This window comes from Streptomyces sp. 184 (assembly GCF_045781775.1).
Lineage (GTDB): Bacteria > Actinomycetota > Actinomycetes > Streptomycetales > Streptomycetaceae > Streptomyces.
This window is the reverse complement of record NZ_CP123230.1, coordinates 7909903-7930285: the sequence shown is the minus strand read 5'-3', so window position 1 is coordinate 7930285 and position 20383 is coordinate 7909903. Positions and strand designations below refer to the sequence as shown.

The window sequence follows — 20383 nt, the reverse complement described above, 5'->3', positions numbered from 1 at the left end:
CCGCGGCCGGGCCCCGCGGGCCCGTTCGATCTACGGTGCCCTGGTGCCACCCGGCCGCCCCGCACCCCGCCCGTCCCGGCGTACCCGCGCGCCCGGGGCTTCCGCGCCGTCCGCGGTTCCCGATCGAACAGGAAACAGGAGACCATGAACCGCATTCAGGAATCCGACGTCCGACAGCTCATCGAGGAGTTCCGCGCCAACGCCGGCCAGGTCGGCGGCCGTTACGCGGGCCGCCGCATGCTCCTGCTGACCACCGCCGGTGCCGACGGCATCGCCGCCCGCACCACCCCCCTCGTCTACGTGCCCGACGCCGAGCGGCGGATGGTGGTCGTGGCGGCGCCCACCGCCGCCGGGGAACTCCCCGCCTGGTACGGGGAGCTGGGGAACCGGGAGGAGGTCGAGGTCGAGACGGACGACTGGACCTCCCGGGCCACCGTGCAGATACTCCACGGCGCCGAGCGCGACCTCCTCTTCGACCGGGCCGCCGAGGTCGACCCCGACTTCGCCGCCGCCCGCGACGCGGCGCGGGCCGCCGCCCCCGTCGTCGCCCTGACGCGCGTCGAGGACGACCTGCCGCCCGGCCCCCTGGGCGACACGCTGCTGACCGCCCACCGCGGCCTCCGCCAGGAACTCGCCCTGCTCCGCGCCGAGGTCGCGAGCGCGGCGGCCGAGGGCAGGCCGGCCGGTGGGCTCGCGCTGCAACTGCGGGTCAACTGCCTGTCGTTCTGCCAGGGCATGGAGATCCACCACACCGGCGAGGACCAGTTGGTCTTCCCCATGCTGGAGAAGCTGGCCCCCGACCTCGCCGAGCCGCTCGCCCTCCTGCGGCGGGAGCACGAGGTGCTCGCCGGCCTCATCGACCGGCTCCGCGTCCTCGTCGGTCTCGACGAGTCCGGCGACCAGACCCCGCCCCCCGAGCCGGCGACGGTGCTGGACGAGGTCGACAAGCTCGTGGACGAGCTGGAGGCGCACCTCGACCACGAGGAGGACCAGCTCGTCGCCGTCCTCAACGCGGCCGCGTTCTGACCGTGGCGGCGCGGTCCGCCCCGGCCGCGGCCGGGGCGGTGACCGTTTCGGTACAGCGGATACCACAGACTTGCCGGTCCCGTCCCGGCCCGCTGCGCTAGCATCGGCGACGCAGTGCCGCGGGTGACTCCGCGGCTGGTGGGGGGAGTTCAGGGGCCGACCGCGGATGCGTGGCGAGCGCGGCTCCCCTGTCGTACGGGGTGGGGGTAGCTGCATGCCGTTAGGGGCGCTGGGGGATCGGCACGGTGTCGCCGCACAGCTCACGGATCTCGCCGCGGAACCGGGACTCGCGTCCAGACGTGACGAACTCACCGCGCTCGCCGACGCGCTGCGCGGCATCGGCACCAGCGACCTCCAGCCGTGGACGGAACTGGACCTGATCGCGGCGTACGCCCGGCCCGAGTCGGTGCACGAGGCGCTGTGCCCGCCGCCGCAGCCGCGCTACCTCGCCTGGGTGGAGGCCGCCCTCGGCGCCCTGGTGTTCGTGCCGCTGCTGCTCACCTGGTTCGGTCTGACCAGGGCGTCCAGCGCGTACGACGCCCTGACGCAGGCCGAGCCGAAGCAGGCCGAGCGCCCCTTTCTCCAGCTCTGGCAGACCGGCTTCGACGGCCACCTCACCGGGTGGTTCACCTTCGGGCACGTGGTCGCCTCCGCCACGGCGGTCATCGCCTTCCTGCTGCTCCTCGCGCTGCTGCACGGCTGGGGCCGTGCCGCCGCCGACCGCGCGGAGGACAAGGCGCGCCAGGACGGGGACCGGCTCCTCGCCCGGCTGGTGCCGGTGCTCACCCGGGCGCAGCTCCTGCTCAACGAGGAGCGCTTCGGCTCGCCGGCCCGCTTCGCCGCGGAGCTCGGCAAGTCGGCCGCCAGCCTCAACCGGCTGACCAGCAAGGCCGTCACGACGCAGGAGAAGCTGGAGAAGGCGTCCGAGCAGGTCGGCGCGGCCGTACGCGGCGCCGAGCGCCGGCTGGCGGGGGTCGACGCCGCCGTGAAGCCGCTGGAGAAGGCGACCGAGGGGGTCGCGAAGGCGGTCCTCGACAGCGGGGCCCGGATGAACGGCGCACTCGGCGACGTACGCGCCGTCAACGGCGAGATCCGCGACCAGCTCGACCGGGCCGGCGAGCGGGTCGAGGACGCCGTCACCGTCCTGGCCGCGTCCCAGCGGTCGTTCACCACCAGCACCGAGGTGGCGGCGGACGTCACCGGGCAGACGATGACCAGGCTCGGGGAGGTCGCCGAGCAGACGGCGCTGGCCGTCGCCGCGTCGCAGGACACGGCCCGCCGGATCGCCGAGCAGACCGACGCGCTGCACGCGATGGCGGAGAGCTTCGCGGAGCTGGCCACGTGGGTACGTACCGCTCCCGCACCCGTGCCGACGGTGGCCCTGCCCGCGGCGATCTCCGACCTCCCGCCCGTCTCCGACCTCCCGCCCGCGGGCGACGCCGCGGCCCGGCCGAAGGCCGCCGGCCCGGCGGGCGGGGGCGCGGCATGAGGTCCGGCCGGCGGTCCGGGCGGCTGCACCCGTTACACCTCGCCGGCTGGCTCTTCGCCGACGTCCTGCTGGTCCTCGCCCTGATCGCCATGGGCGACCAGGGCGATCCGGCAGCCGCCCGGCAGGCGGAGGCCGGCGCCTCCCAGTCGCCCGGCGAGGCCGGCCCGAAGCCGTCGCCGAGCCCGTCCGGCCCGCGGGCCGTGGAGCGCAAGCCGGTGAAGGTCTCCGTCGAGGCCGACTCCTCGGACCGCGAGCGCATCGTGGAGCAGCTCCGCAAGGTGACCGCGAAGCACGAGGGCAGCCAGGCCGCCATCGTGCTGACCTTCGGCCACAACCAGGACGCCGGCTCCGGCGTCGCCTACGCGCGCCGTATCAACTCCCTGCTCGACGAGGCCCGCCCGAAGATGTTCCGGGGGGCGACCACACGCGACTTCGTGCTGCTCAGAGGCGTCGGCGGCCGGGCGGACCTGGAGATCTACTTCTACACCTACTGACGCTGTCCCCACTCCGAACCGGAGGAACGCCCGTGCAGATCCTGCCCTTCTACCTGGTGTGCGACGAGTCGGGCTCGATGAGCGGAGCGCCCATCGAGGCCATCAACAAAGCGCTTCCCGAACTGCACCAGGAGATCAGCACCAACCCCACGGTGGCCGACAAGACCCGCTTCGCCCTCATCGGCTTCTCGGACGACGCCACGGTGCTCCAGCCGCTGGTGGACCTCAGCGAGCTGAGCAGCCTGCCCGCGCTCGCCGCCGGGGGAGTGACGTCGTACGGGCAGGCGTTCCGCGTCCTGAAGGCATGCATCGAGACGGACGTGGCGGATCTGAAGGACGAGGGTCACGAGGTCTACCGGCCGGTGGCGTTCTTCCTCTCCGACGGGGTGCCCACCGACGGGGGGTGGGAGGAGGCGCTGCGGGAGCTGAACGAGTCGCGCTACTGCCCCAAGATCATCGCGTTCGGCATCGGCGAGGCGGACACCGCCAACATCAGTCAGGTCGCCAACTTCCGCGCGTTCATGCAGCAGGACTCCGCCATCTCGCCGGCCGCCGCGCTGCGCGAGTTCGCCGCGAGCCTGACCCGCTCCATCGTGCGCTCGGCGAGCAGCATCTCCGCGGACGGCAGCGGCGACTTCACCCTCGCCGTGGACGACACGGTGCCCGGGTTCAGCACCGTCGCGCTGGACAAGCTCTGACCGCGGGGAAGGGCTCGGACCGTCACCATGGACCGCCAGACACCGCCGGACGGCGACACCCCGCGGACGCAGGGCACGGGCAGCCACGGGGGCAGCGACGGGCTGCTCGAAGGGCTCCCGCCCGAGATCCGGCAAGCCATCATCCAGCCCCGTGACCCCGCGCCCCCGCCCGAAGGGGCGCGCGGCGTCCCGGAACACGTCGGTGGGCGCCCGCCGAGCTATCCGCCCAGGCCGCTGGCCCTGCCCGCGGTACGCGAGTGGGATCCGCTCGCCGCCCTGGTGCCCGACACCGTCGTCGACGGCGCCGAACTCGGGCCGCTGACCGTCCGGGCCGTGTCCGTACGCGGCGACGCCCACCGGTGGCGCGGCGAGTGCCGGCAGGACGCGCTCGGGGTGGCGCAACTCGGGCCCGCGAGCGGCGCGGGGCCTGCGGGCGGCGCCGGTACGGACGGCCTGCTGCTGCTCGCGGTGGCGGACGGGGTGGGCTCCGCGCCGCTGTCGCACCGCGGCGCGCACACCACCGTCGGCTGCGTCGGCCGGCAGCTCGACGCGCTCGCCGAGGACCTGACCGCCGCGCTGCGCGCCGAGGACGCCGGCCGGTTCCTCGACCTGGCGGACCGGGCGGTCGCCGCCGCGGCGGCGGAGCTGCGGGCGTCGGCCGACGGGCCGCCGTCGGCGTACGCGACGACGTTCCGCGCCCTGCTCGTACCGCTCGACCCCGCCGTCCGCGTACGCGGCTTCCTGGCCGTCGGCGACGGCGGCCTGTTCCTGCTGCGCGACCGCGGCTGGTGGAACCTGGAGCACCCCGGGACCGCCAACGCCGGCGTCATCGACACCGGGACGGCGGCCCTGCCGGACGCGTACGAGCACGTCCGCGCCCACCTCCTGGAACCGTCCGAGCCCGGGGACGTGCTGGTCCTGTGCACGGACGGGTTCTCCGGACCGCTCGCGGGCGACAAGGACTTCCGCGAGCACGTGGCCGAGCAGTGGGGGCACACCGCCGGCGTACCGCAGCCCTCGGACTTCCTGTGGCACGCGCAGACCCGGCTGAAGTCGTACGACGACGACCGCACCGTCATCTGCCTGTGGGAGGGCATCCAGTGACCGCCGACGACGGCACCGACGTGCCCCTGTCCGCCCTGGTCTTCGACGGCAAGATCGGCGACGGCGGGCAGGGCGAGGTGCACGCGCTACGGGACGGCCCCGAGCTGCTGTACAAGAGCTACCGCGCGCCCCACGAGGTCGACGGGCAGGCGCTGGCCGCCCTCGTCGCCGTACACCGGGCCCTGGCGCCCGGGGACCGCGCCTATCTGGACGCGCGCGCCGCGTGGCCGCTGTGCCGGGTGGTGGACGGCGGACGGGCGGTCGGCTTCCTGATGTACCGGGCCCCGGCGACGATGACCTGGCGCACGCCCAACCAGACCACGAAGCTCACCGAGCTTCAGTTCCTGCTGCGCGAGCCGAAGTCCTCCTGGCAGAGCATCGCGCAGCCGGAGGCCGGCCAGCGCCGGGAACTCGCGCTGGCGCTGGTCGAGTTGGTCGAGCGGCTGCACATGTGGGGCCTGGTGCTGGGCGACGTCTCGCAGGCCAACATCCTGTGGACGGTACGCCCCGAGCCCGCGGTGTACCTGCTGGACTGCGACGGCTTCCGGGTCGCCGGACGCCCTCCGGTCCTCGCCCAGGCCGACACCCCCGACTGGGGCGACCCGCTGGCGCCGGTCGGCTCGGCCACGGTGGACAGCGACCGCTACAAGGCCGCCCTGGCCACCGGCCGCATCCTTGCGCAGGACGCGTACACCGCACCCGGGCGCCCACTCGACCTGGTCCCCGGCGAGCTGGACGAGCGCCAGGAAGCGGCCGTACGCGACCGCTACACCCAGGCCGCCGGCGCCTACGGCACCCGCCCCACCCTCGCCGAATGGCGCACGGCCCTGGTCGGCCGGGACGTCATCAAACTCACCGCCGCCACCCCGGCCCCCCGGCCGCAGGTGAACCGCGCGGTCCTGGACAGCGCCCGCGACCGCGGCTCGATACCGCTGCGGCCACCGCAGGACTGACCGTCGGCGAGATGCCCAGCAGGAACGCGGTCCTCGACTTCCCGGCATGCAAGGACATCTCGGCCCGCTTGGGAAGTTTATGGGGGAGGCGAAAACAGTACGGCGCGTGCATCCGGAGATCCCCGCCCCTCTTCGAACACTTCCGCCGCCTCACCCCGACCGCACGACCCCCGACCTCGCCGCCCTCGACCGCACCGCCCCACCCCGGGCCGCGGCCTGACACTCCCGCCCCGGCCGTGAAACGACCTGCCGTGGACGGACATCGCCCACAGCAGGGAAACTTTCTGTGTTAAGGTGAGAAAGTTGCAGTTGTGGTTCCCATGTACTTTGTGTGCGCCTGCTGGCTTTGACCTCGGGCGCATTTTTGTTTGTCGGTGCTTGCTCCGGACGGGGAATTCATCGCGGCGACGCGGGATGACGCACACGTGTGATCCCTCTTATGCCACCCAAGAAGGAGAAAGACCATGGCCAACGGAACCGTGAAGTGGTTCAACAGCGAAAAGGGCTTCGGCTTCATCGCCCAGGACGGCGGCGGCGCCGACGTCTTCGCGCACCACTCCAACATCAACGCGCAGGGCTTCCGCGAGCTGGCCGAGGGCCAGAAGGTGGAGTTCGACCTCGTTCAGGGCCAGAAGGGCCCGCAGGCGGAGAACATCCGCGTCGTCTGACGCGCAGTTCCACCACACCGCGAAGACCGCAGGGCACCGGACCGCGCCGCAGGGCGCAGGACGGTGCCCTGCGGCACGTGCGGTGCATGCGTCACCCGGAGCCGCCGTGTGGCGGCCGGGTGCCGGGCGGGCGCGGGGCGCGGCCCGTCGTCAGAGCTTCTCCATGTGGTCGTACGGGGCGGTGACCCGGACCTGGCGCGAGCCGAAGTCGACGAGCATCGCGACGCCTTCCTCGGCGGCCACGATCGTGCCCAGGCCGTACCGGTCGTGTGTGACCCGGTCGCCGGGCGCGAAGCTCTTGGCCGCGGGGACGACGGGCGCCTTGAAGGGGCTGGTGGGCAGGTGGCGCCGGGGCGCGGATGCTTTTTTCATCGGAAGCCCAGTATGGGGCGCGGAAGCGGTCGGCGTGCCATTCGTACGCGATCCGTTTGCAATCCGTATCGTGCGGGGCCGTCCCCCGCACCCGCCCGCCCGGCGGTGACCGGGGCCGGAGCGGCGGCCGGGGGCGGTGTCCCGCACCTGCGGCAGAGCCCCGGATCCGCGGTGGAACCGGGCGATTTGCGCCCCGCGCGGCAGCCTCCTGCGGGTCCCGCGGGGGCACGGGGCCGCCGGGAGACCCGCGCGGAGAGGTGGGTGACAATCACCACTCGTACCCACCGTCAGCGTGGCGGTGTGCGGACGAGGAGTTGACGTGGACTGGTCGGCGGGAGGGCTCGGGTTCGCCGCCGGGGTGGTGATCGCGTTCGTCACCGCGCCGGTCGGGGTCTCCGGCGCCGTCTTCCTGCTGCCGGTCCAGTTGAGCGTGCTGGGTGTGCCCAGCCCGGCCGTCACCCCCACCAACCTCCTCTACAACGTCGTCGCCGGCCCGGGCGCCCTGCTGCGCTACCGCCGGGACGGGCTGCTGTACGGGCCGCTGGCCCGCCGGCTGGTCGCCGGGAGCGTGCCCGGTGTCGTCGTCGGTGCCGTCGTCCGCGTCTTCGCCGTGCCCGGGGCCGGGGTCTTCCGGGTCCTGGTCGCCGTCCTGCTGCTGCCGCTCGGCGCCTGGCTCGCCGTCCGTACGCTCCGCCCCGGCGCCGCGCGGTCGCCGGCCGAGCCGTCGCCGCGTGCCGTCACCGGGCTCGCGCTGGTGGTCGGGGCGGTCGGCGGGATCTACGGCATCGGCGGCGGCTCCCTCCTCGGGCCGATCCTGGTCGGCCGGGGCATGTCCGTCGCCCGGGTCGCGCCGGCCGCGCTCGCCGCCACGTTCCTGACGTCGCTGGTCGGGGCCGGTACGTACGCGCTGCTGGCCTTCACCGGGGGCGAGGACATCGCGCCGGACTGGTCCCTGGGCGTCGCCTGCGGGCTGGGCGGGCTGATCGGCGGCTACTGCGGCGCCCGGGTGCAGGTCCACGTACCGGAGAAGGCCCTCCGGCTGCTGCTGGGCGGACTGGCCGCCGCGGTCGGCGCCTTCTACGCGGCGCAGGCCGCCGGCTGAACGGGCGCCGGCCGGCCCGGCGGCCTGTGTCGCCCCCGCGTACGACGAGACGAAGGGCCCCCGCGCGTATCCGACGCGCGGGGGCCCTTCGGTGTGCCGCCTGCCCGGTGACGGTTGGAAGACGATCACGAGCAGGACGTGCGGGTGTGCCGGGGTGTCGGTGTCACGGCGCGAGCAGCAGGCTGTCGCCGTTGCCCTTGGCGGCGGTGTAGCGCCGGGCCACGTCCTGCCAGTTGACGACCTCCCACATGGCGTCGATGAAGTCGACCTTCTGGTTGCGGTACTGGAGGTAGAAGGCGTGCTCCCAGGCGTCGAAGACGAGGATGGGGGTGGAGCCCTGGCCGATGTTGCCCTGGTGGTCGTAGACCTGCTCGACGATGAGCCGGCCGCTGAGCGGCTCGTACGCCAGGACGCCCCAGCCGGAGCCCTGGGTGGTCGCGGACGCCTTCGAGAGCTGTGCCTTGAAGTTGGCGAAGGAGCCGAAGGACTCGGCGATGGCGTCCGCCAGCTCGCCGACGCCGTCCTTGTCCAGCGGCTCGCCGCCGCCGTCGCCGGTCATGTTGTGCCAGTAGATGCTGTGCAGGATGTGCCCGGAGAGGTGGAAGGCCAGGCTCTTCTCCAGGCCGTTGATCGGGCCCCACTGCCCCTTGTCCCGCACCTCGGCGAGCTGCTCCAGGGTGTCGTTCGCGCCCTTGACGTACGCCGCGTGGTGCTTGTCGTGGTGCAGCTCGATGATCTCCGGGCTGATCACCGGGGCCAGCGCCGCGTAGTCGTACGGAAGTTCGGGGAGCGTGTACAGCGCCATGTTCAACATCCTCCGACGTAATTGCAACTCATTCGCAGTTGCACGCTAGCAGCAAGAGGAGGGGCGCCCGATCAGGCATTGGTCCTAGGACCGCTCTGTGTCGCCCTCCGCGGCGATGCCGGCGATGCCGGCGATGAGCGCCTCGACGCGCCCGCGGATCTCGTCGCGGATGGGGCGTACGGCGGCGACGCCCTGGCCTGCGGGGTCGTCCAGTTTCCAGTCGAGGTAGGTCTTGCCGGGGAAGACCGGGCAGGCGTCGCCGCAGCCCATGGTGATGACGACGTCGGATGCCTGCACCGCGTCGGCGGTAAGGACCTTGGGCTGCTCGTGGGCGATGTCGATGCCGGCCTCGCGCATCGCCTCGACCACGGCGGGGTTGACGGCGTCGGCCGGGGCCGAGCCGGCGGAGCGGACCTCGACGCGGTCGCCGGCGAGGTGGGTGAGCCAGGCGGCGGCCATCTGGCTCCGGCCGGCGTTGTGGACGCAGACGAACAGGACGGAAGGCTTGGAGGGCATCGCGGTCTCGTCTCTCGGGTCACACGGCGGTGGGGGGTCGCATCAGTGCTGCCTGATGTGACAGTATCAGCCCATGCTGACATCAGTCGATGCTGAAGTGATCCGTGCGCTGGGGGACCCGCTCCGGCTGCGGATCGTCGAGCTGCTGGCCGCGGAGACGCTGTGCACCACGCACCTCGTGGCGGAGACGGGCGCGCGGCAGACCAACCTCTCCAACCACCTGCGCGTCCTGCGCGAGGCCGGACTGGTGGAGACCGAGCCGTGCGGTCGCTTCACGTACTACAAGCTCCGCCCCGCGGTGCTGGAGGCGCTGGCCGGCGGGTTCACCGACCTGGCCGCGACCGCCCGCGCCACGGTCGAGGCGGACCGTAAGCGGGCCTGCTGACATGGCGGCCGGCCTCGACACCGGCGCGGACGACTCCGTCGTCGGGAAGCTCTCGACGCTCGACCGCTTCCTCGCGGTGTGGATCCTGCTGGCCATGGCCGCCGGCCTCGGCCTGGGGCGGGCCGTCCCGGGCCTGGACGGCGCGCTGGCGAAGGTGGAGGCCGGCGGCATCTCCCTGCCCATCGCCCTCGGCCTGCTGATCATGATGTACCCGGTGCTGGCCAAGGTCCGCTACGACCGCCTGGAGGCCGTCACCGGCGACCGGAAGCTGATGACCGCCTCCCTCGCGGTCAACTGGATCGTCGGGCCCGCGGTGATGTTCGCCCTGGCCTGGATCTTCCTGCCGGACCTGCCCGAGTACCGCACCGGCCTGATCATCGTCGGGCTCGCCCGCTGCATCGCGATGGTCGTCATCTGGAACGACCTGGCCTGCGGCGACCGCGAGGCCGCCGCCGTCCTGGTGGCGCTGAACTCCGTCTTCCAGGTGCTGGCCTTCGGCCTCCTGGGCTGGTTCTACCTCGACCTGCTGCCGGGCCGGCTCGGCCTGGGAGAGGGCGAGCGCCTGGACATCTCCATGTGGAAGATCGCGCTGAACGTGGTCATCTTCCTCGGCGTCCCCCTGCTCGCGGGCTTCCTCACCCGCCGCATCGGCGAGCGGAAGCTGGGGCGCGAGATCTACGAGTCCCGGTTCCTGCCGCGTATCGGCCCGTGGGCGCTGTACGGGCTGCTCTTCACGATCGTGCTCCTCTTCGCCCTCCAGGGCGAGACGATCACGTCGCAGCCGCTGGACGTGGTCCGGATCGCGCTGCCGCTGCTGGTGTACTTCGCGGTGATGTGGTTCGGCACCTTCGCCCTCGGCAAGGCCATCGGCCTGGCCTACGACCGCACCGCCACGCTCGCGTTCACCGCCGCGGGCAACAACTTCGAACTCGCCATCGCGGTCGCCATCGCCACCTTCGGCGTCACCTCGGGCCAGGCACTCTCGGGGGTCGTCGGCCCGCTCATCGAGGTCCCGGTGCTCGTAGCGCTGGTGTACGTGTCGCTGGCCTGGCGCAGGAGGTTCACGGCAGGCGCAGCCGGTACGAAGGCCGCGCTCTCCGGTACGGGTCAGACCCCGTAAGGGCGCAGCGTCTGCCCCAGGGCGGCGAGGACGGACGGCTCGACGCGGTAGAAGACCCAGGTGCCGCGGCGCTCGGAGGTGAGCAGGCCGGCCTCCTTGAGCTTCTTCAGGTGGTGGCTCACGGTGGGCTGCGAGACGCCGACGTCGGAGATGTCGCACACGCACGCCTCGCCGCCGTCGTGCGAGGCGACCAGGGAGAACAGCCGCAGCCGCACCGGATCGGACAGCGCCTTGAACATGGCGGCGGTCCGCACCGCCTCGTCGGCCGTCAGGGGCCGCTCGGTCAGCGGCGGACAGCACGGGGCCACGGGCAGCACCGTCTTGAGGTTAGACATACGTCTATGTTCACACAGATCGAATCAACCAAGGTGATTCGACAGACATCTATGTTGACGCTCATCGAATCAGATGTAATGCTGGCGGCACGTAAGCATCGATGAGAATCGAATCAGAGAGATCGAGGAGCCAGCCGCCATGGACACCGCGAAGGATCTTCCCGTAGCCGTGATCGGAGCCGGGCCGATCGGCCTGGCCGCCGCCGCCCACCTCCTCGACCGCGGCATCGAACCGCTCGTGCTGGAGGCGGGACCGACCGCCGCCACCGCCGTACGCGGATGGGCGCACGTACGGCTCTTCTCCACCTGGGCGGAGCTGACCGACCCAGCGGCGGAAAAGCTCCTCGCCCCCACCGGCTGGACCAGGCCCGAGGAGACCGCGTACCCGACAGGCGGCGAATGGGCGGAGCACTACCTCCAGCCGCTCGCCGACGCCCTCGGCGACCGCGTCCGCTACGCCACCACGGTCACCGGCGTCGCGCGCGCCGGCCGCGACCGCGTCGTCGACACCGACCGCGACGCCCAGCCCTTCACGGTGCACGCCGTACGAGCCGACGGCGCCGAGGAGCGCACCCTCGTACGCGCCGTCATCGACGCCTCCGGCACCTGGGCCACCCCCGGCCCGCTGGGCGCCGACGGCCTGCCCGCGCTCGGCGAGCGCGCCGCCGCCGACCGCATCACCTACCGCATCCCCGACCTGGCCGACCCGGCCGTACGCGCCCGCTACGCGGGCAGGACCACCGCCGTCGTCGGCTCCGGCGCCTCCGCCTTCACCGCCCTGGCCGCACTCGCCGACCTCTCCGGCGAGGCCCCCGGCACCCACACCCTGTGGATAGTGCGCCGCGGCATCGGCACGAACACGTACGGCGGCGGCCAGGCGGACCAACTCCCCGCCCGCGGCGCCCTCGGCCTCGCCGCCAAGGCCGCGGTCGACGACGGCAACGCCACGGCCGTGACCGGCTTCCGCACCGCGGCCGTCGAACGCGCCGGCGACCGCCTCGTCCTCGTCGCCGAGGACGGCCGCCGCAGCGACCCCGTGGACGAGGTCATCGCCCTGACCGGCCTGCGCCCCGACCTCACCTACCTCGCCGAACTGCGCCTCGCCCTGGACGAACGCCTCCAGGCCCCCGTCGCACTCGCCCCCCTGATCGACCCCAACGTCCACTCCTGCGGCACCGTCTACCCCCACGGCGCCACCGAACTGTCCCACCCCGAACCGGACGTCTACCTCGCCGGCATGAAGTCCTACGGCCGCGCCCCGACCTTCCTCGCACTGACCGGCTTCGAACAGGTCCGCTCGATCGCCGCGGCCCTCGCCGGCGACCACGAAGCCGCCGCCCGCGTCGAGCTGACCCTCCCCGAAACAGGCGTCTGCGGCGGCTCGGGCCTGACCACCGGAGCAGACACCGCACCGGCCGAAACCACGCAATCCGAAGGCTGCTGCACCCCCGCAACCACCGGTCTCCTCCAGATCACCCCCACCGAAAACCGCTGACTCCACCACCACGACGAGGCCCCCGCAGCGCAGTGCCGGAGCGGGGGCCTCGTATTACCTGGTCAGGCAGGGTGCGGAGGATGCGACTTCTGCCGGCCGATCGCCTGGCGGACGGACCGTCGAAGGGTCCGCCTTGCTGCTGATGTCCACTGCCCGTCAATCCGTCTCGGTGCTCCACACACCAGCCCAGAACGACCCACCCATCCGCCGGGCACCCCTAGGCAATGGCAAAGTCGAAATAGGTGTCCGGGTAGGGCTCTCCGTTCAGGGTGTAATGCCACCACTCGCACTCGTAGGAGCTGAAGTCGCAAGCCTCCATGAGGGAACGGAGGGAGTCCCGGTTTCTCGCCTCGCACTGCGTGATCCCAGGTGTCCCATGGTGTGAAAGGGGATCCATCAGGTCGTGGTCGCCCCCCATGCGGGCGAGTTCGCCGGTGTCCAGGTGGTAGAGCGTGAGGTCGACGGTGCTGCCCCGGCTGTGGCCCGACCTGGCGGCGACGTACCCCCGCTCGAACATCTCGGCTCTGCCGATGTTCGGATAGTGTCGTTGCTTCGTGCGCCCGTCCTCCGGCTGCTCCGACCAGCGCAGGAAGCAGTCCACTGCACGTTGCGGACGGTAGCCGTCCCAGAGCAGCACGCCGAATCCACGGGACTCTGCCTTTTCTTGCACCCTGCCGAGGGCCGTGCACAATGCTCTCGTGCCGACGATTCGATTGGCCAGGTAGCCGTCCACGGGCTTGCCGGTGAAGTTGTCCCAGGTGGCGTACTTGGCATCCCATCGTATTCCGGGTACAAGCTCGTCGACAAAGGCGAAGTCGTCGTTCATCGGGATTCGGCTGCCAATGCCGAGAACACCAGCCGGTCGATCACCTGGGAGAGCGGCAAACCCGCCGCCGCCATCATGCGCGGATAACGGCTGTAGGAGGTCATGCCGGGAAAGGTGTTGACCTCGTTGAGGACTACTTTTCCATCCTCCGTGAGGAACATGTCAACCCGTGACAGCCCGCTGCATCCCAGGATGCGGTATACGTTCTTTGCCGTCTCCTGGACAAGCGAGCGCGACTCCGCCGAAATGTCGGCGGGTACGATGAAGGTGGAATTCTCGGAACCGCTTTCGGGGTCCTCCTCCTGGTGGATCTTGAAGAAGCCGTGCGAAAGGGCGATGCGATCCACCTCGCCGGCGACCAGATCCGGATCGTTGCCCAGGATGGCACACCCGACCTCGCTGCCGACCACCGCCTCCTCGATCAGGACCTTCGAGTCGTACTGCCGTGCACTCTTGACCGCACTCGGCAGTTCCGCCGGCCGGGACACCTTGCTGACGCCGAAAGACGAGCCGGAACGGGCCGGCTTGACGAAGACGGGATACGTCAGCCGGTCCGGGGCGGCATCCTCGTCTGCCGTGACGGTCCAGAAATTCGGCGTGGCGATTCCTGCGCTCCGGACGACGCCGTAGGTGAGGGATTTGTCCATGCAGAGGGCAGAGGTCTGGACATCGCAGCCCACGTAGGGGATGCCGGCCAGCTCCAGCAGGCCCTGCATCGCGCCGTCCTCGCCGAGTTTTCCGTGGAGAACGGGCAGTACGACGTCCAGGTTGATCGTTCCGTACCGGCCCTGCTCCAGGACGAGCACCCCGCGTACGCTTCGGTCCGGTGACAGCAGCGCCGGACGGCAGTTGCCCTTCTCCCAGTCCGGGCCGGGACCGTCGCAGAGCTTCCAGGCGCCGCTCTCCGTGATCCCGATGTAGTACGGCTGGTACTTTTCGAGATCGAGGTTCCGGGCGACTTCCTGCGCGGACTTCACGGAGATGGGATGCTCTTCGGAATGGCCGCCGAATATGATGCCGACCTTCAGCCTACTCATGCCGATTCCTGCTTTCGAATTCCAGGCAGTTGGTCAGGGAGTTCTCGACCGCGTCGCTCAGGGCGTGGTCCGTGTAGTACGCGGTGTGCGGACTGATGAGCACGTTCGGCATCTCCTGGAGCCGCACCAGCGGCCCGCTCCCGATGGGTTTGTTTCTGCGATCGGTGTAGAAGATCCCTTCCTCGCCTTCGAGGACGTCCAGCGCCGCACCTCCCAATCTGCCGCCCGCCAGTGCTGGAAGCAGTGCCTCGGTGTCGAGCAGTGCGCCGCGTCCGGTGTTGATGACGAAGGCGCCGTGCTTCATCTGCTCGATGCGTCGACGATCGAGAAGGTGGTGTGTTTCCGAGGTGAGCGGCGTGTGGAGCGTGACGATGTCGCTCCGCCGCAGCAGTTCGTCGAGAGGCACGTAGTCGGCGGCGGTGGCGGGACGGACGTCGTAGGCAAGGACTCGGCAGCCGAAGCCCCGTAGGCGATTCATGACTGCTGCACCGATGCGCCCTGTCCCCACGACCCCGATGCTCAGATCGCGCAGTTCCCTCCCGCGCACCTCATGCAGCCTGTAATCGTGGACATCTGCACGACGGAGGGTGGATTTAGCATGCCGCACCGCCATCAGCATGAGCATCAGGGTGTAGTCGGCCACGCTGTCGGGCGAATAGGTGACGTTTCCGACGGAAATGCCGACGCTCTCCGCGTACCCTACGTCGATATGGTTGCAGCCGATGCTTCTGGTGGATACATAGGCGACGCCCGCTTGGCTGAGCGCAAGAAGAGTGGACTTTGTGATCCGGGTCTTGTGGTCGACGCTGATGCATCGGTTTCCGAAGGCCAGCTCGATATTGGCTTCGGATACCGCCGCCGCTGTGATGGTCGGCACCACGCCGAAGCGGGGCGCCAGCTCTCGGAGCAGCCTTGCCTCGTCGCGCCCGCAGCCATAGACGGTGATTCCCGTCGTCACGGCGGTCCGGGCCGCCGCTCGTGCTGGTTCGCTGTAGGTCATGCCTACAGTCAAGGAGATGCGGTGTTGCCGGTGCGTATGCGGATCTCGATATACTGACGATACGTTACCGCCTGGTAAGGGCGCGCCGAAAGGTAACACGCAACCCGTCCCCGCTCTACGGGCCGGCAGCATATCGTCGGCATATCGAAAAACGTATACGCGCCGGCAACACCACGCCGCATTGACTTCAGGCGTGACCCACAGCGAACCAGCCTCTTCCTACCTCTACCTCTCCGGCCTCGCCCCCGCTCCCCGGCTCCCGCGCCGCGCGGGCGTGATCCCGCTCAGTCTCCGCGAGATCGCCGCGGTCGTCGGCGGGACCGTCGAGGGCGACGGCGCCGTGACGGTGACCGCTCCCGCCGTGCTCGACGGCCGGCAGGCCGAGCCGGGCGGCCTCTTCGTCGCCGTCGCCGGTGAGCGCGTCGACGGCCACGACTACGCCGGGCAGGCCGGCCGCGCCGGCGTGGTCGCCGTGCTCGGTTCCCGGGCCACGCCGCTGCCCACCGTCGTCGTCGAGGACGTCCAGGCGGCGCTTCAGGCGCTCGCCGCCCACGTCGTGGCCCGGCTGCGGCGCGGGCTGACCGTCTTCGGACTGACCGGCTCGCAGGGCAAGACCGGCACCAAGGACCTGCTGGCGGCCGTGCTTTCGGGCACCGCGCCGACGACCGCCACGATCGGCTCGCTCAACAACGAGCTCGGGGTGCCGCTGACCATGCTGCGCGCCGACATGGGCACCCGGTTCCTCGTCCTGGAGATGGGCGCCCGCCGCGTCGGCGACATCGCCGCGCTCACCGGCCTGGTCGCGCCCGACATCGCCGTCGTCCTCAACGTCGGCCAGGCCCACCTCGGCGAGTTCGGCTCGCGCGGGGCCATCGCCGAGGCCAAGGGCGAGCTGGTACGAGGGCTGGCGCCCGGCGGCACCGCCGTCCTCAACGCCGACGATCCGCGAGTCGTCGCGATGCGCTCGCTCACCGACGGCCCGGTGGTGACCTTCGGACGGGCGGAGCATGCCGACGTACGGGTGCTCGACCTGGCGCTGGACGAATGCGGCCGGCCGTCCTTCACCCTGCGTACCGCCGACGCCTCGGCTCCCGTCACGCTGCCGCTCGTGGGCGCCCACCAGGCGCTGAACGCCTCCGCCGCCGCGGCGGCGGGACTGGCGGCCGGACTCCCCCTCGACGTTGCCGCATCGGCGCTGGCCACCGCGTCGTTGTCACGGTGGCGCATGGAACTGCGCCGCCTCGCCGGCGGCGCGACGCTGCTCAACGACTCGTACAACGCCAACCCCGACTCCACCCGCGCCGCCCTGGACGCGCTGGCGGCGGTCGAGGGCAGGCGCCGCATCGCCGTCCTCGGCGAGATGCTCGAACTGGGCGAGGAGAGCGAGGCCGAGCACCGCGCCGTCGGCGCGTACGCCGCCTCCCGGGCCGACCTGGTGGTCACGGTCGGCACGGCCGCCCGCCCGATCGCCGACGGCTCGGGAGAGCGGGCAGTGGCGCTGGCCGACAACGCCGCCGCCGTCGACTGGCTGCGCGGCAACCTCGCCGCCGGCGACGTGGTGCTCGTCAAGGCCTCCCGCGGGGCGTGCCTCGACGAGGTCGCAGCCGCGCTCACGTAGCCGGGCGGGCAAGCCGGGGACCGCTTCGCCGTGCTGCCGGCCGTAGTCCTCCTCGCTCCCCGCCATGTGTCAGTGCTCCGGCAGGAGTCGGCACGGGCCGTCGTCGGCGCGGGGCAGGTCCCGCAGGAACCGGGACGACTTCCCGGCTTCGCCGACGTACCCGCGGCTCCGGTAGAAATCGTGCGCGGCGCGCCGACGATTCCCACTGGTGACCTCCATGCGGAGGCATCCGCGCGTGGCGGCGAAGGCTTCCGCGGCGGCGACGAGTTGCGATCCGACGCCACGGCCGCGCGCGCGATCGGAGACCACGAGGGCTACGATCCGCCCCCAGGAGCCGTCACGTTCGAAGAACGGGCACACGTGGACGGCGATGACCCCGAGCAAGCCGCCGTCGGCGTCGGCCACATAGACCGCGCCGGACGGGTCCTCGGCCCAGGCCCGGATTCGGCTCGCCGTCGCCGCCCGGCCGCCCTGCGGATAGCCCAGTTGGGCAAGCAGCTCGCTGACGGCCGAGGCGTCGGCGCGGCGTGCCGACCGGACCGTCACGCTCATCGCGCCCGCCGCCTGACGGACTCGCGCCGCCTCAGATAGAGGTCGAACGCCCGGTAGACCATCGGCCGCAGCGGCAGATCCCACTCGCCGACGTACCGCACCGCCCGGCCGCCGGTGCCGGCCTTGAACTGGATCAGCCCGACGTGCGGGTCGTCGGCGTCCAGGGTGGGGGTGATGCCGCGCAGGTCGTAGACGTCGCAGCCGGCCGCCAGCGAGTCGCGGATCATCGCCCACTGGCAGGCGTTGGAGCCGCGCACCTCGCGGTTGGCGGTGGAGGAGGCGCCGTACGCGTACACCGCGTGGGCTCCGACACGTACCAGGACGGCGGCGGCGACGAGGTCGCCCCGGTGGCGGGCCAGGTAGAGCCTGATGCGCTCGGGGTCCTCGGCGCCGAGCGCCGCGAACATGGTCTCGAAGTAGCCCAGCGGCCGCGGTGTGAAGCGGTCGCGCTCGGCGGTGTGGGCGTACAGGTCGTGGAACGCCTTCAGATCCCCGGGGCCCTCGCCGACCGTGACCTCGACACCGGCCCTGGCCGCCTTCTTGATGTTGCGGCGCCAGAGCTGGTTCATGCCCCCGAGCAGGTCGTCCTCGGTCCTGCCGGCCAGCGGGATCTCGTACTTGAACTGCGGATGCCCGGTCCCGAAGCCGTCCTCGGGGCTCTGCGGCAGCCAGCCGGCGGCCCGGAGCCGGCCGGTCACGCGGGCGCCGACCGGGTCCGCCCAGCTCTCGGACAGCTCGGTGAGCCGCTTGCTGCCCGGGTCGGCGATGCCCTCCTTGACCTGGCCGGAGCTCCAGGTGTGGGTACGCACCGGAGGGCCGAGCCGGATCGCGAACGCGCCGTGCTCCCTGAGGTAGGCGGCCAGCGGGTCGAGCCACGCGTCGATCTCGCCGGCCCAGTCGACGGCCGGGCCCTCGGGCAGGTAGGCCAGCGTGAAGCGGTCGAGCTTCGGCACCGGGCGGTGCAGGACGAGCCCGGCACCGACCAGCTCCCGGCCGTCGTACCAACCGAGGGACTCGCTGCGCCACTCGGTCTTGACGCGGCCCCACGCCGGGGTCTGAAGGAAGCTGACCGACCGCTGTTTCCGTACGAACGCCAGGTGCTCGGCGGCGGTGATCGGCCGGACGTCCAGGCTCCCGCCCGAGACCCTCGGCCAGTGGTGATGCGCGGTTCGACCCGGCTCGCTGGAGGACATGCGGCCAGCCAAGAGGGCGCGGTGTTGCCGGCACGTATGTGGTTTTCGATATGCCGACGACATGCTACCGGCAGGTAGCATCGGGTGCGGTTCCGATACGTGGACGATATGCGCCGACTCGTAGCATGACCCGCATGCACGTTTTGACCGTTGAGTACGGGCCCTGCCCGGTGACCTCCGGAGGGGACCGTGCATAGGCAGCCCGGTCTGAGCGTTCGCGTCAAACTCACCCTCAGCTACGCGGGATTCCTCATGCTCGCCGGCGCCTTGCTGGTCTCCGCCATCGGCGTGTTTCTCCTGCGGCAGGGGTGGTTGCGAACCACAGAAGAGGGGGCCTGGAGAGCAACCCCGGGCACCGAATTCGTGCGCGGATTCGCCCCCGTGGCAGCCGCGGTAATGGTCTTTCTCCTGGTATTCGGCCTCCTGGGGGGATGGATCCTCGCCGGCCGCATGCTCGCTCCTCTGTCCCGCATCACCGACGCCACCCGCATGGCCACGAACGGATCGCTCTCGCACCGGATCCGGTTGCCGGGCCGCAGGGACGAGTTCCGCGAACTCGCCGACACCTTCGACACGATGCTCGCCCGGCTCGAAGCCCACGTCGCCGCACAGCAGAGGTTTGCGGCCAACGCCTCGCACGAACTGCGCACGCCGCTCGCGATCTCGAAGTCGCTCCTCGACGTGGCCCACAACGACCCGACACAAGAGCCCGGCAAACTCGTCGACCGCCTTCGCAGCGTCAACACGCGCGCGATCGACCTCACCGAGGCGCTGCTCGTGCTCAGTCGCGCCGGACAGAGGTCCTTCACCCGCGAACACGTCGACCTGTCCCTACTCGCGGAAGAGGCCACCGAGACACTGCTCCCGCTCGCCGAGGAACACGGTGTCACCATCGAGACCTCTGGCGATATCGCCCCGGCTTTCGGGTCGCAAGCGCTCCTGCTGCAACTGACCACGAACCTCGTGCACAACGCGATCGTCCACAACCTGCCCGCACAGGGAACCGTCTGGGTGCGCACCAGCAACCGCCCCACCGGTGTGGTGCTCACCGTCGAGAACACGGGCGAAGAAATCTCCCCACATCTCGCCTCGACGCTGACCGAACCGTTCCAGCGCGGCACCGAACGCACCCACACCCACCACGCGGGCGTCGGCCTCGGCCTGGCCATCGTCGAAACCATCACCCACGCCCACGGCGGCACCCTCGCCCTCACCCCACGCCCCGCCGGCGGCCTCCGCACCACCGTGGAACTACCACCGCCAACCCCGCCCCCCGGTAGATGACGACCCCGGGTATGCCGGGCCCCCCACCCGGCAACGTCACCGCCCCCGGCCCGACAGCCCGGTCAGCCCCACGCCGTCTCCCGGCACCAGCGAGGCCCCGCAGCGGCGTGCCGGTGCGGGGCCTCGTTTTGCCTGGCCAGGCGGGGTGCGGAGGATACGAGATTCGAACTCGTGAGGGTGTGAACCCAACACGCTTTCCCATTCGCCGCGCGTGGGTCCGCGGGCGGACTACGGCGTCCTGACCTGCGGCTGAAAGCGGCGGTGAGCGTTCGGCAGACCGTGCCGGACGGCAGTGAACGAGACCAGAACCG

General features: G+C 71.4%; 22 protein-coding genes. 13 read left to right on the top strand and 9 right to left on the bottom strand.

All coding sequences use genetic code 11. The features are described from left to right. Window positions 1–144 precede the first annotated feature (144 nt). From QBL21_RS33900 to QBL21_RS33870, 7 genes are all read left to right on the top strand, one after another. The gene (locus QBL21_RS33900; protein WP_407566040.1) at window positions 145–1026 is read left to right on the top strand and encodes a nitroreductase/quinone reductase family protein; all 882 of its coding nucleotides are present in this window, start codon (window positions 145–147) and stop codon (window positions 1024–1026) included. Between the two features lie 214 nt (window positions 1027–1240). Beyond that, window positions 1241–2515 carry a methyl-accepting chemotaxis protein gene (locus QBL21_RS33895; RefSeq protein ID WP_407566039.1) on the top strand — a complete coding sequence of 425 codons (1275 nt, stop codon included), beginning with the start codon at window positions 1241–1243 and terminating at the stop codon, window positions 2513–2515. Continuing rightward, window positions 2512–3009 (top strand): hypothetical protein, encoded by a 498-nt coding sequence (locus QBL21_RS33890; RefSeq protein ID WP_407566038.1) that lies wholly within the window; start codon window positions 2512–2514, stop codon window positions 3007–3009. The genes QBL21_RS33895 and QBL21_RS33890 overlap by 4 nt, the downstream gene beginning before the upstream one ends. A gap of 32 nt (window positions 3010–3041) precedes the next feature. Further along, entirely contained in the window at window positions 3042–3707 is a 666-nt protein-coding gene (locus tag QBL21_RS33885; protein WP_407566037.1) for a vWA domain-containing protein, read from the top strand. A gap of 27 nt (window positions 3708–3734) precedes the next feature. Beyond that, on the top strand, window positions 3735–4811 hold the full coding sequence (locus tag QBL21_RS33880; RefSeq protein WP_407566036.1) for a protein phosphatase 2C domain-containing protein: 1077 nt from the start codon (window positions 3735–3737) through the stop codon (window positions 4809–4811). Next, window positions 4808–5764, top strand: coding sequence for a hypothetical protein (locus QBL21_RS33875; protein WP_407566035.1), 957 nt, complete (start codon window positions 4808–4810; stop codon window positions 5762–5764). Before QBL21_RS33880 ends, QBL21_RS33875 begins: the two co-directional genes overlap by 4 nt. Before the next feature lie 464 nt (window positions 5765–6228). Further along, a complete protein-coding gene (locus QBL21_RS33870; RefSeq protein WP_407566034.1) occupies window positions 6229–6432 on the top strand; it encodes a cold-shock protein in 204 nt (67 codons plus the stop codon). Between the two features lie 150 nt (window positions 6433–6582). Here the strand turns inward: QBL21_RS33870 and QBL21_RS33865 are convergent, their stop codons facing one another. After that, a complete protein-coding gene (locus QBL21_RS33865) occupies window positions 6583–6804 on the bottom strand; it encodes a hypothetical protein (protein ID WP_407566033.1) in 222 nt (73 codons plus the stop codon). Between the two features lie 319 nt (window positions 6805–7123). Here QBL21_RS33865 and QBL21_RS33860 point away from each other — a divergent pair, with 319 nt between their 5' ends. Further along, the gene (locus tag QBL21_RS33860; RefSeq protein WP_407566032.1) at window positions 7124–7906 is read left to right on the top strand and encodes a TSUP family transporter; all 783 of its coding nucleotides are present in this window, start codon (window positions 7124–7126) and stop codon (window positions 7904–7906) included. Between the two features lie 163 nt (window positions 7907–8069). On the opposite strand, the gene QBL21_RS33855 is transcribed toward QBL21_RS33860, so the two are convergent. After that, complete coding sequence (locus tag QBL21_RS33855) at window positions 8070–8711, bottom strand: superoxide dismutase (RefSeq protein ID WP_407566031.1); 642 nt, start codon at window positions 8709–8711, stop codon at window positions 8070–8072. Between the two features lie 84 nt (window positions 8712–8795). Further along, window positions 8796–9227 (bottom strand): arsenate reductase ArsC, encoded by a 432-nt coding sequence (locus QBL21_RS33850; protein WP_407566030.1) that lies wholly within the window; start codon window positions 9225–9227, stop codon window positions 8796–8798. Window positions 9228–9300: 73 nt separating this feature from the next. Here QBL21_RS33850 and QBL21_RS33845 point away from each other — a divergent pair, with 73 nt between their 5' ends. Next, window positions 9301–9612 carry an ArsR/SmtB family transcription factor gene (locus QBL21_RS33845; protein ID WP_407566029.1) on the top strand — a complete coding sequence of 104 codons (312 nt, stop codon included), beginning with the start codon at window positions 9301–9303 and terminating at the stop codon, window positions 9610–9612. A gap of 1 nt (window position 9613) precedes the next feature. After that, a complete protein-coding gene (arsB, locus tag QBL21_RS33840; protein WP_407566028.1) occupies window positions 9614–10732 on the top strand; it encodes an ACR3 family arsenite efflux transporter in 1119 nt (372 codons plus the stop codon). Here arsB and QBL21_RS33835 read toward each other — a convergent pair. Then, a complete protein-coding gene (locus tag QBL21_RS33835; RefSeq protein WP_407566027.1) occupies window positions 10720–11067 on the bottom strand; it encodes an ArsR/SmtB family transcription factor in 348 nt (115 codons plus the stop codon). The two genes, arsB and QBL21_RS33835, sit on opposite strands and share 13 nt — an antisense overlap. Before the next feature lie 139 nt (window positions 11068–11206). On the opposite strand from QBL21_RS33835, the gene QBL21_RS33830 reads away from it, so the two are divergent. Continuing rightward, the gene (locus tag QBL21_RS33830) at window positions 11207–12562 is read left to right on the top strand and encodes an NAD(P)-binding domain-containing protein (RefSeq protein ID WP_407566026.1); all 1356 of its coding nucleotides are present in this window, start codon (window positions 11207–11209) and stop codon (window positions 12560–12562) included. A gap of 217 nt (window positions 12563–12779) precedes the next feature. Here QBL21_RS33830 and vanX read toward each other — a convergent pair whose 3' ends face one another. The 3 genes from vanX to QBL21_RS33815 are packed head-to-tail and all read right to left on the bottom strand — an operon-like array spanning window position 12780 to window position 15425. After that, window positions 12780–13388 carry a D-Ala-D-Ala dipeptidase VanX gene (gene vanX / locus QBL21_RS33825; protein WP_407566025.1) on the bottom strand — a complete coding sequence of 203 codons (609 nt, stop codon included), beginning with the start codon at window positions 13386–13388 and terminating at the stop codon, window positions 12780–12782. Next, on the bottom strand, window positions 13385–14425 hold the full coding sequence (gene vanA-Sc / locus QBL21_RS33820; protein WP_407566024.1) for a D-alanine--(R)-lactate ligase VanA-Sc: 1041 nt from the start codon (window positions 14423–14425) through the stop codon (window positions 13385–13387). The genes vanX and vanA-Sc overlap by 4 nt, the downstream gene beginning before the upstream one ends. Further along, a complete protein-coding gene (locus QBL21_RS33815; protein WP_407566023.1) occupies window positions 14418–15425 on the bottom strand; it encodes a D-isomer specific 2-hydroxyacid dehydrogenase family protein in 1008 nt (335 codons plus the stop codon). Before QBL21_RS33815 ends, vanA-Sc begins: the two co-directional genes overlap by 8 nt. A gap of 274 nt (window positions 15426–15699) precedes the next feature. Here QBL21_RS33815 and murF point away from each other — a divergent pair, with 274 nt between their 5' ends. Further along, entirely contained in the window at window positions 15700–17043 is a 1344-nt protein-coding gene (murF, locus tag QBL21_RS33810; RefSeq protein WP_407566654.1) for a UDP-N-acetylmuramoyl-tripeptide--D-alanyl-D-alanine ligase, read from the top strand. A gap of 69 nt (window positions 17044–17112) precedes the next feature. On the opposite strand, the gene QBL21_RS33805 is transcribed toward murF, so the two are convergent. Continuing rightward, window positions 17113–17595, bottom strand: a complete 483-nt coding sequence (locus QBL21_RS33805) for a GNAT family N-acetyltransferase (RefSeq protein WP_407566022.1) — start codon at window positions 17593–17595, stop codon at window positions 17113–17115. Continuing rightward, on the bottom strand, window positions 17592–18788 hold the full coding sequence (locus QBL21_RS33800) for a lipid II:glycine glycyltransferase FemX (protein WP_407566021.1): 1197 nt from the start codon (window positions 18786–18788) through the stop codon (window positions 17592–17594). Before QBL21_RS33800 ends, QBL21_RS33805 begins: the two co-directional genes overlap by 4 nt. Window positions 18789–18977: 189 nt before the next feature. Here QBL21_RS33800 and QBL21_RS33795 point away from each other — a divergent pair, with 189 nt between their 5' ends. Further along, window positions 18978–20072, top strand: a complete 1095-nt coding sequence (locus QBL21_RS33795) for a sensor histidine kinase (protein ID WP_407566020.1) — start codon at window positions 18978–18980, stop codon at window positions 20070–20072. Window positions 20073–20383 lie beyond the last annotated feature (311 nt).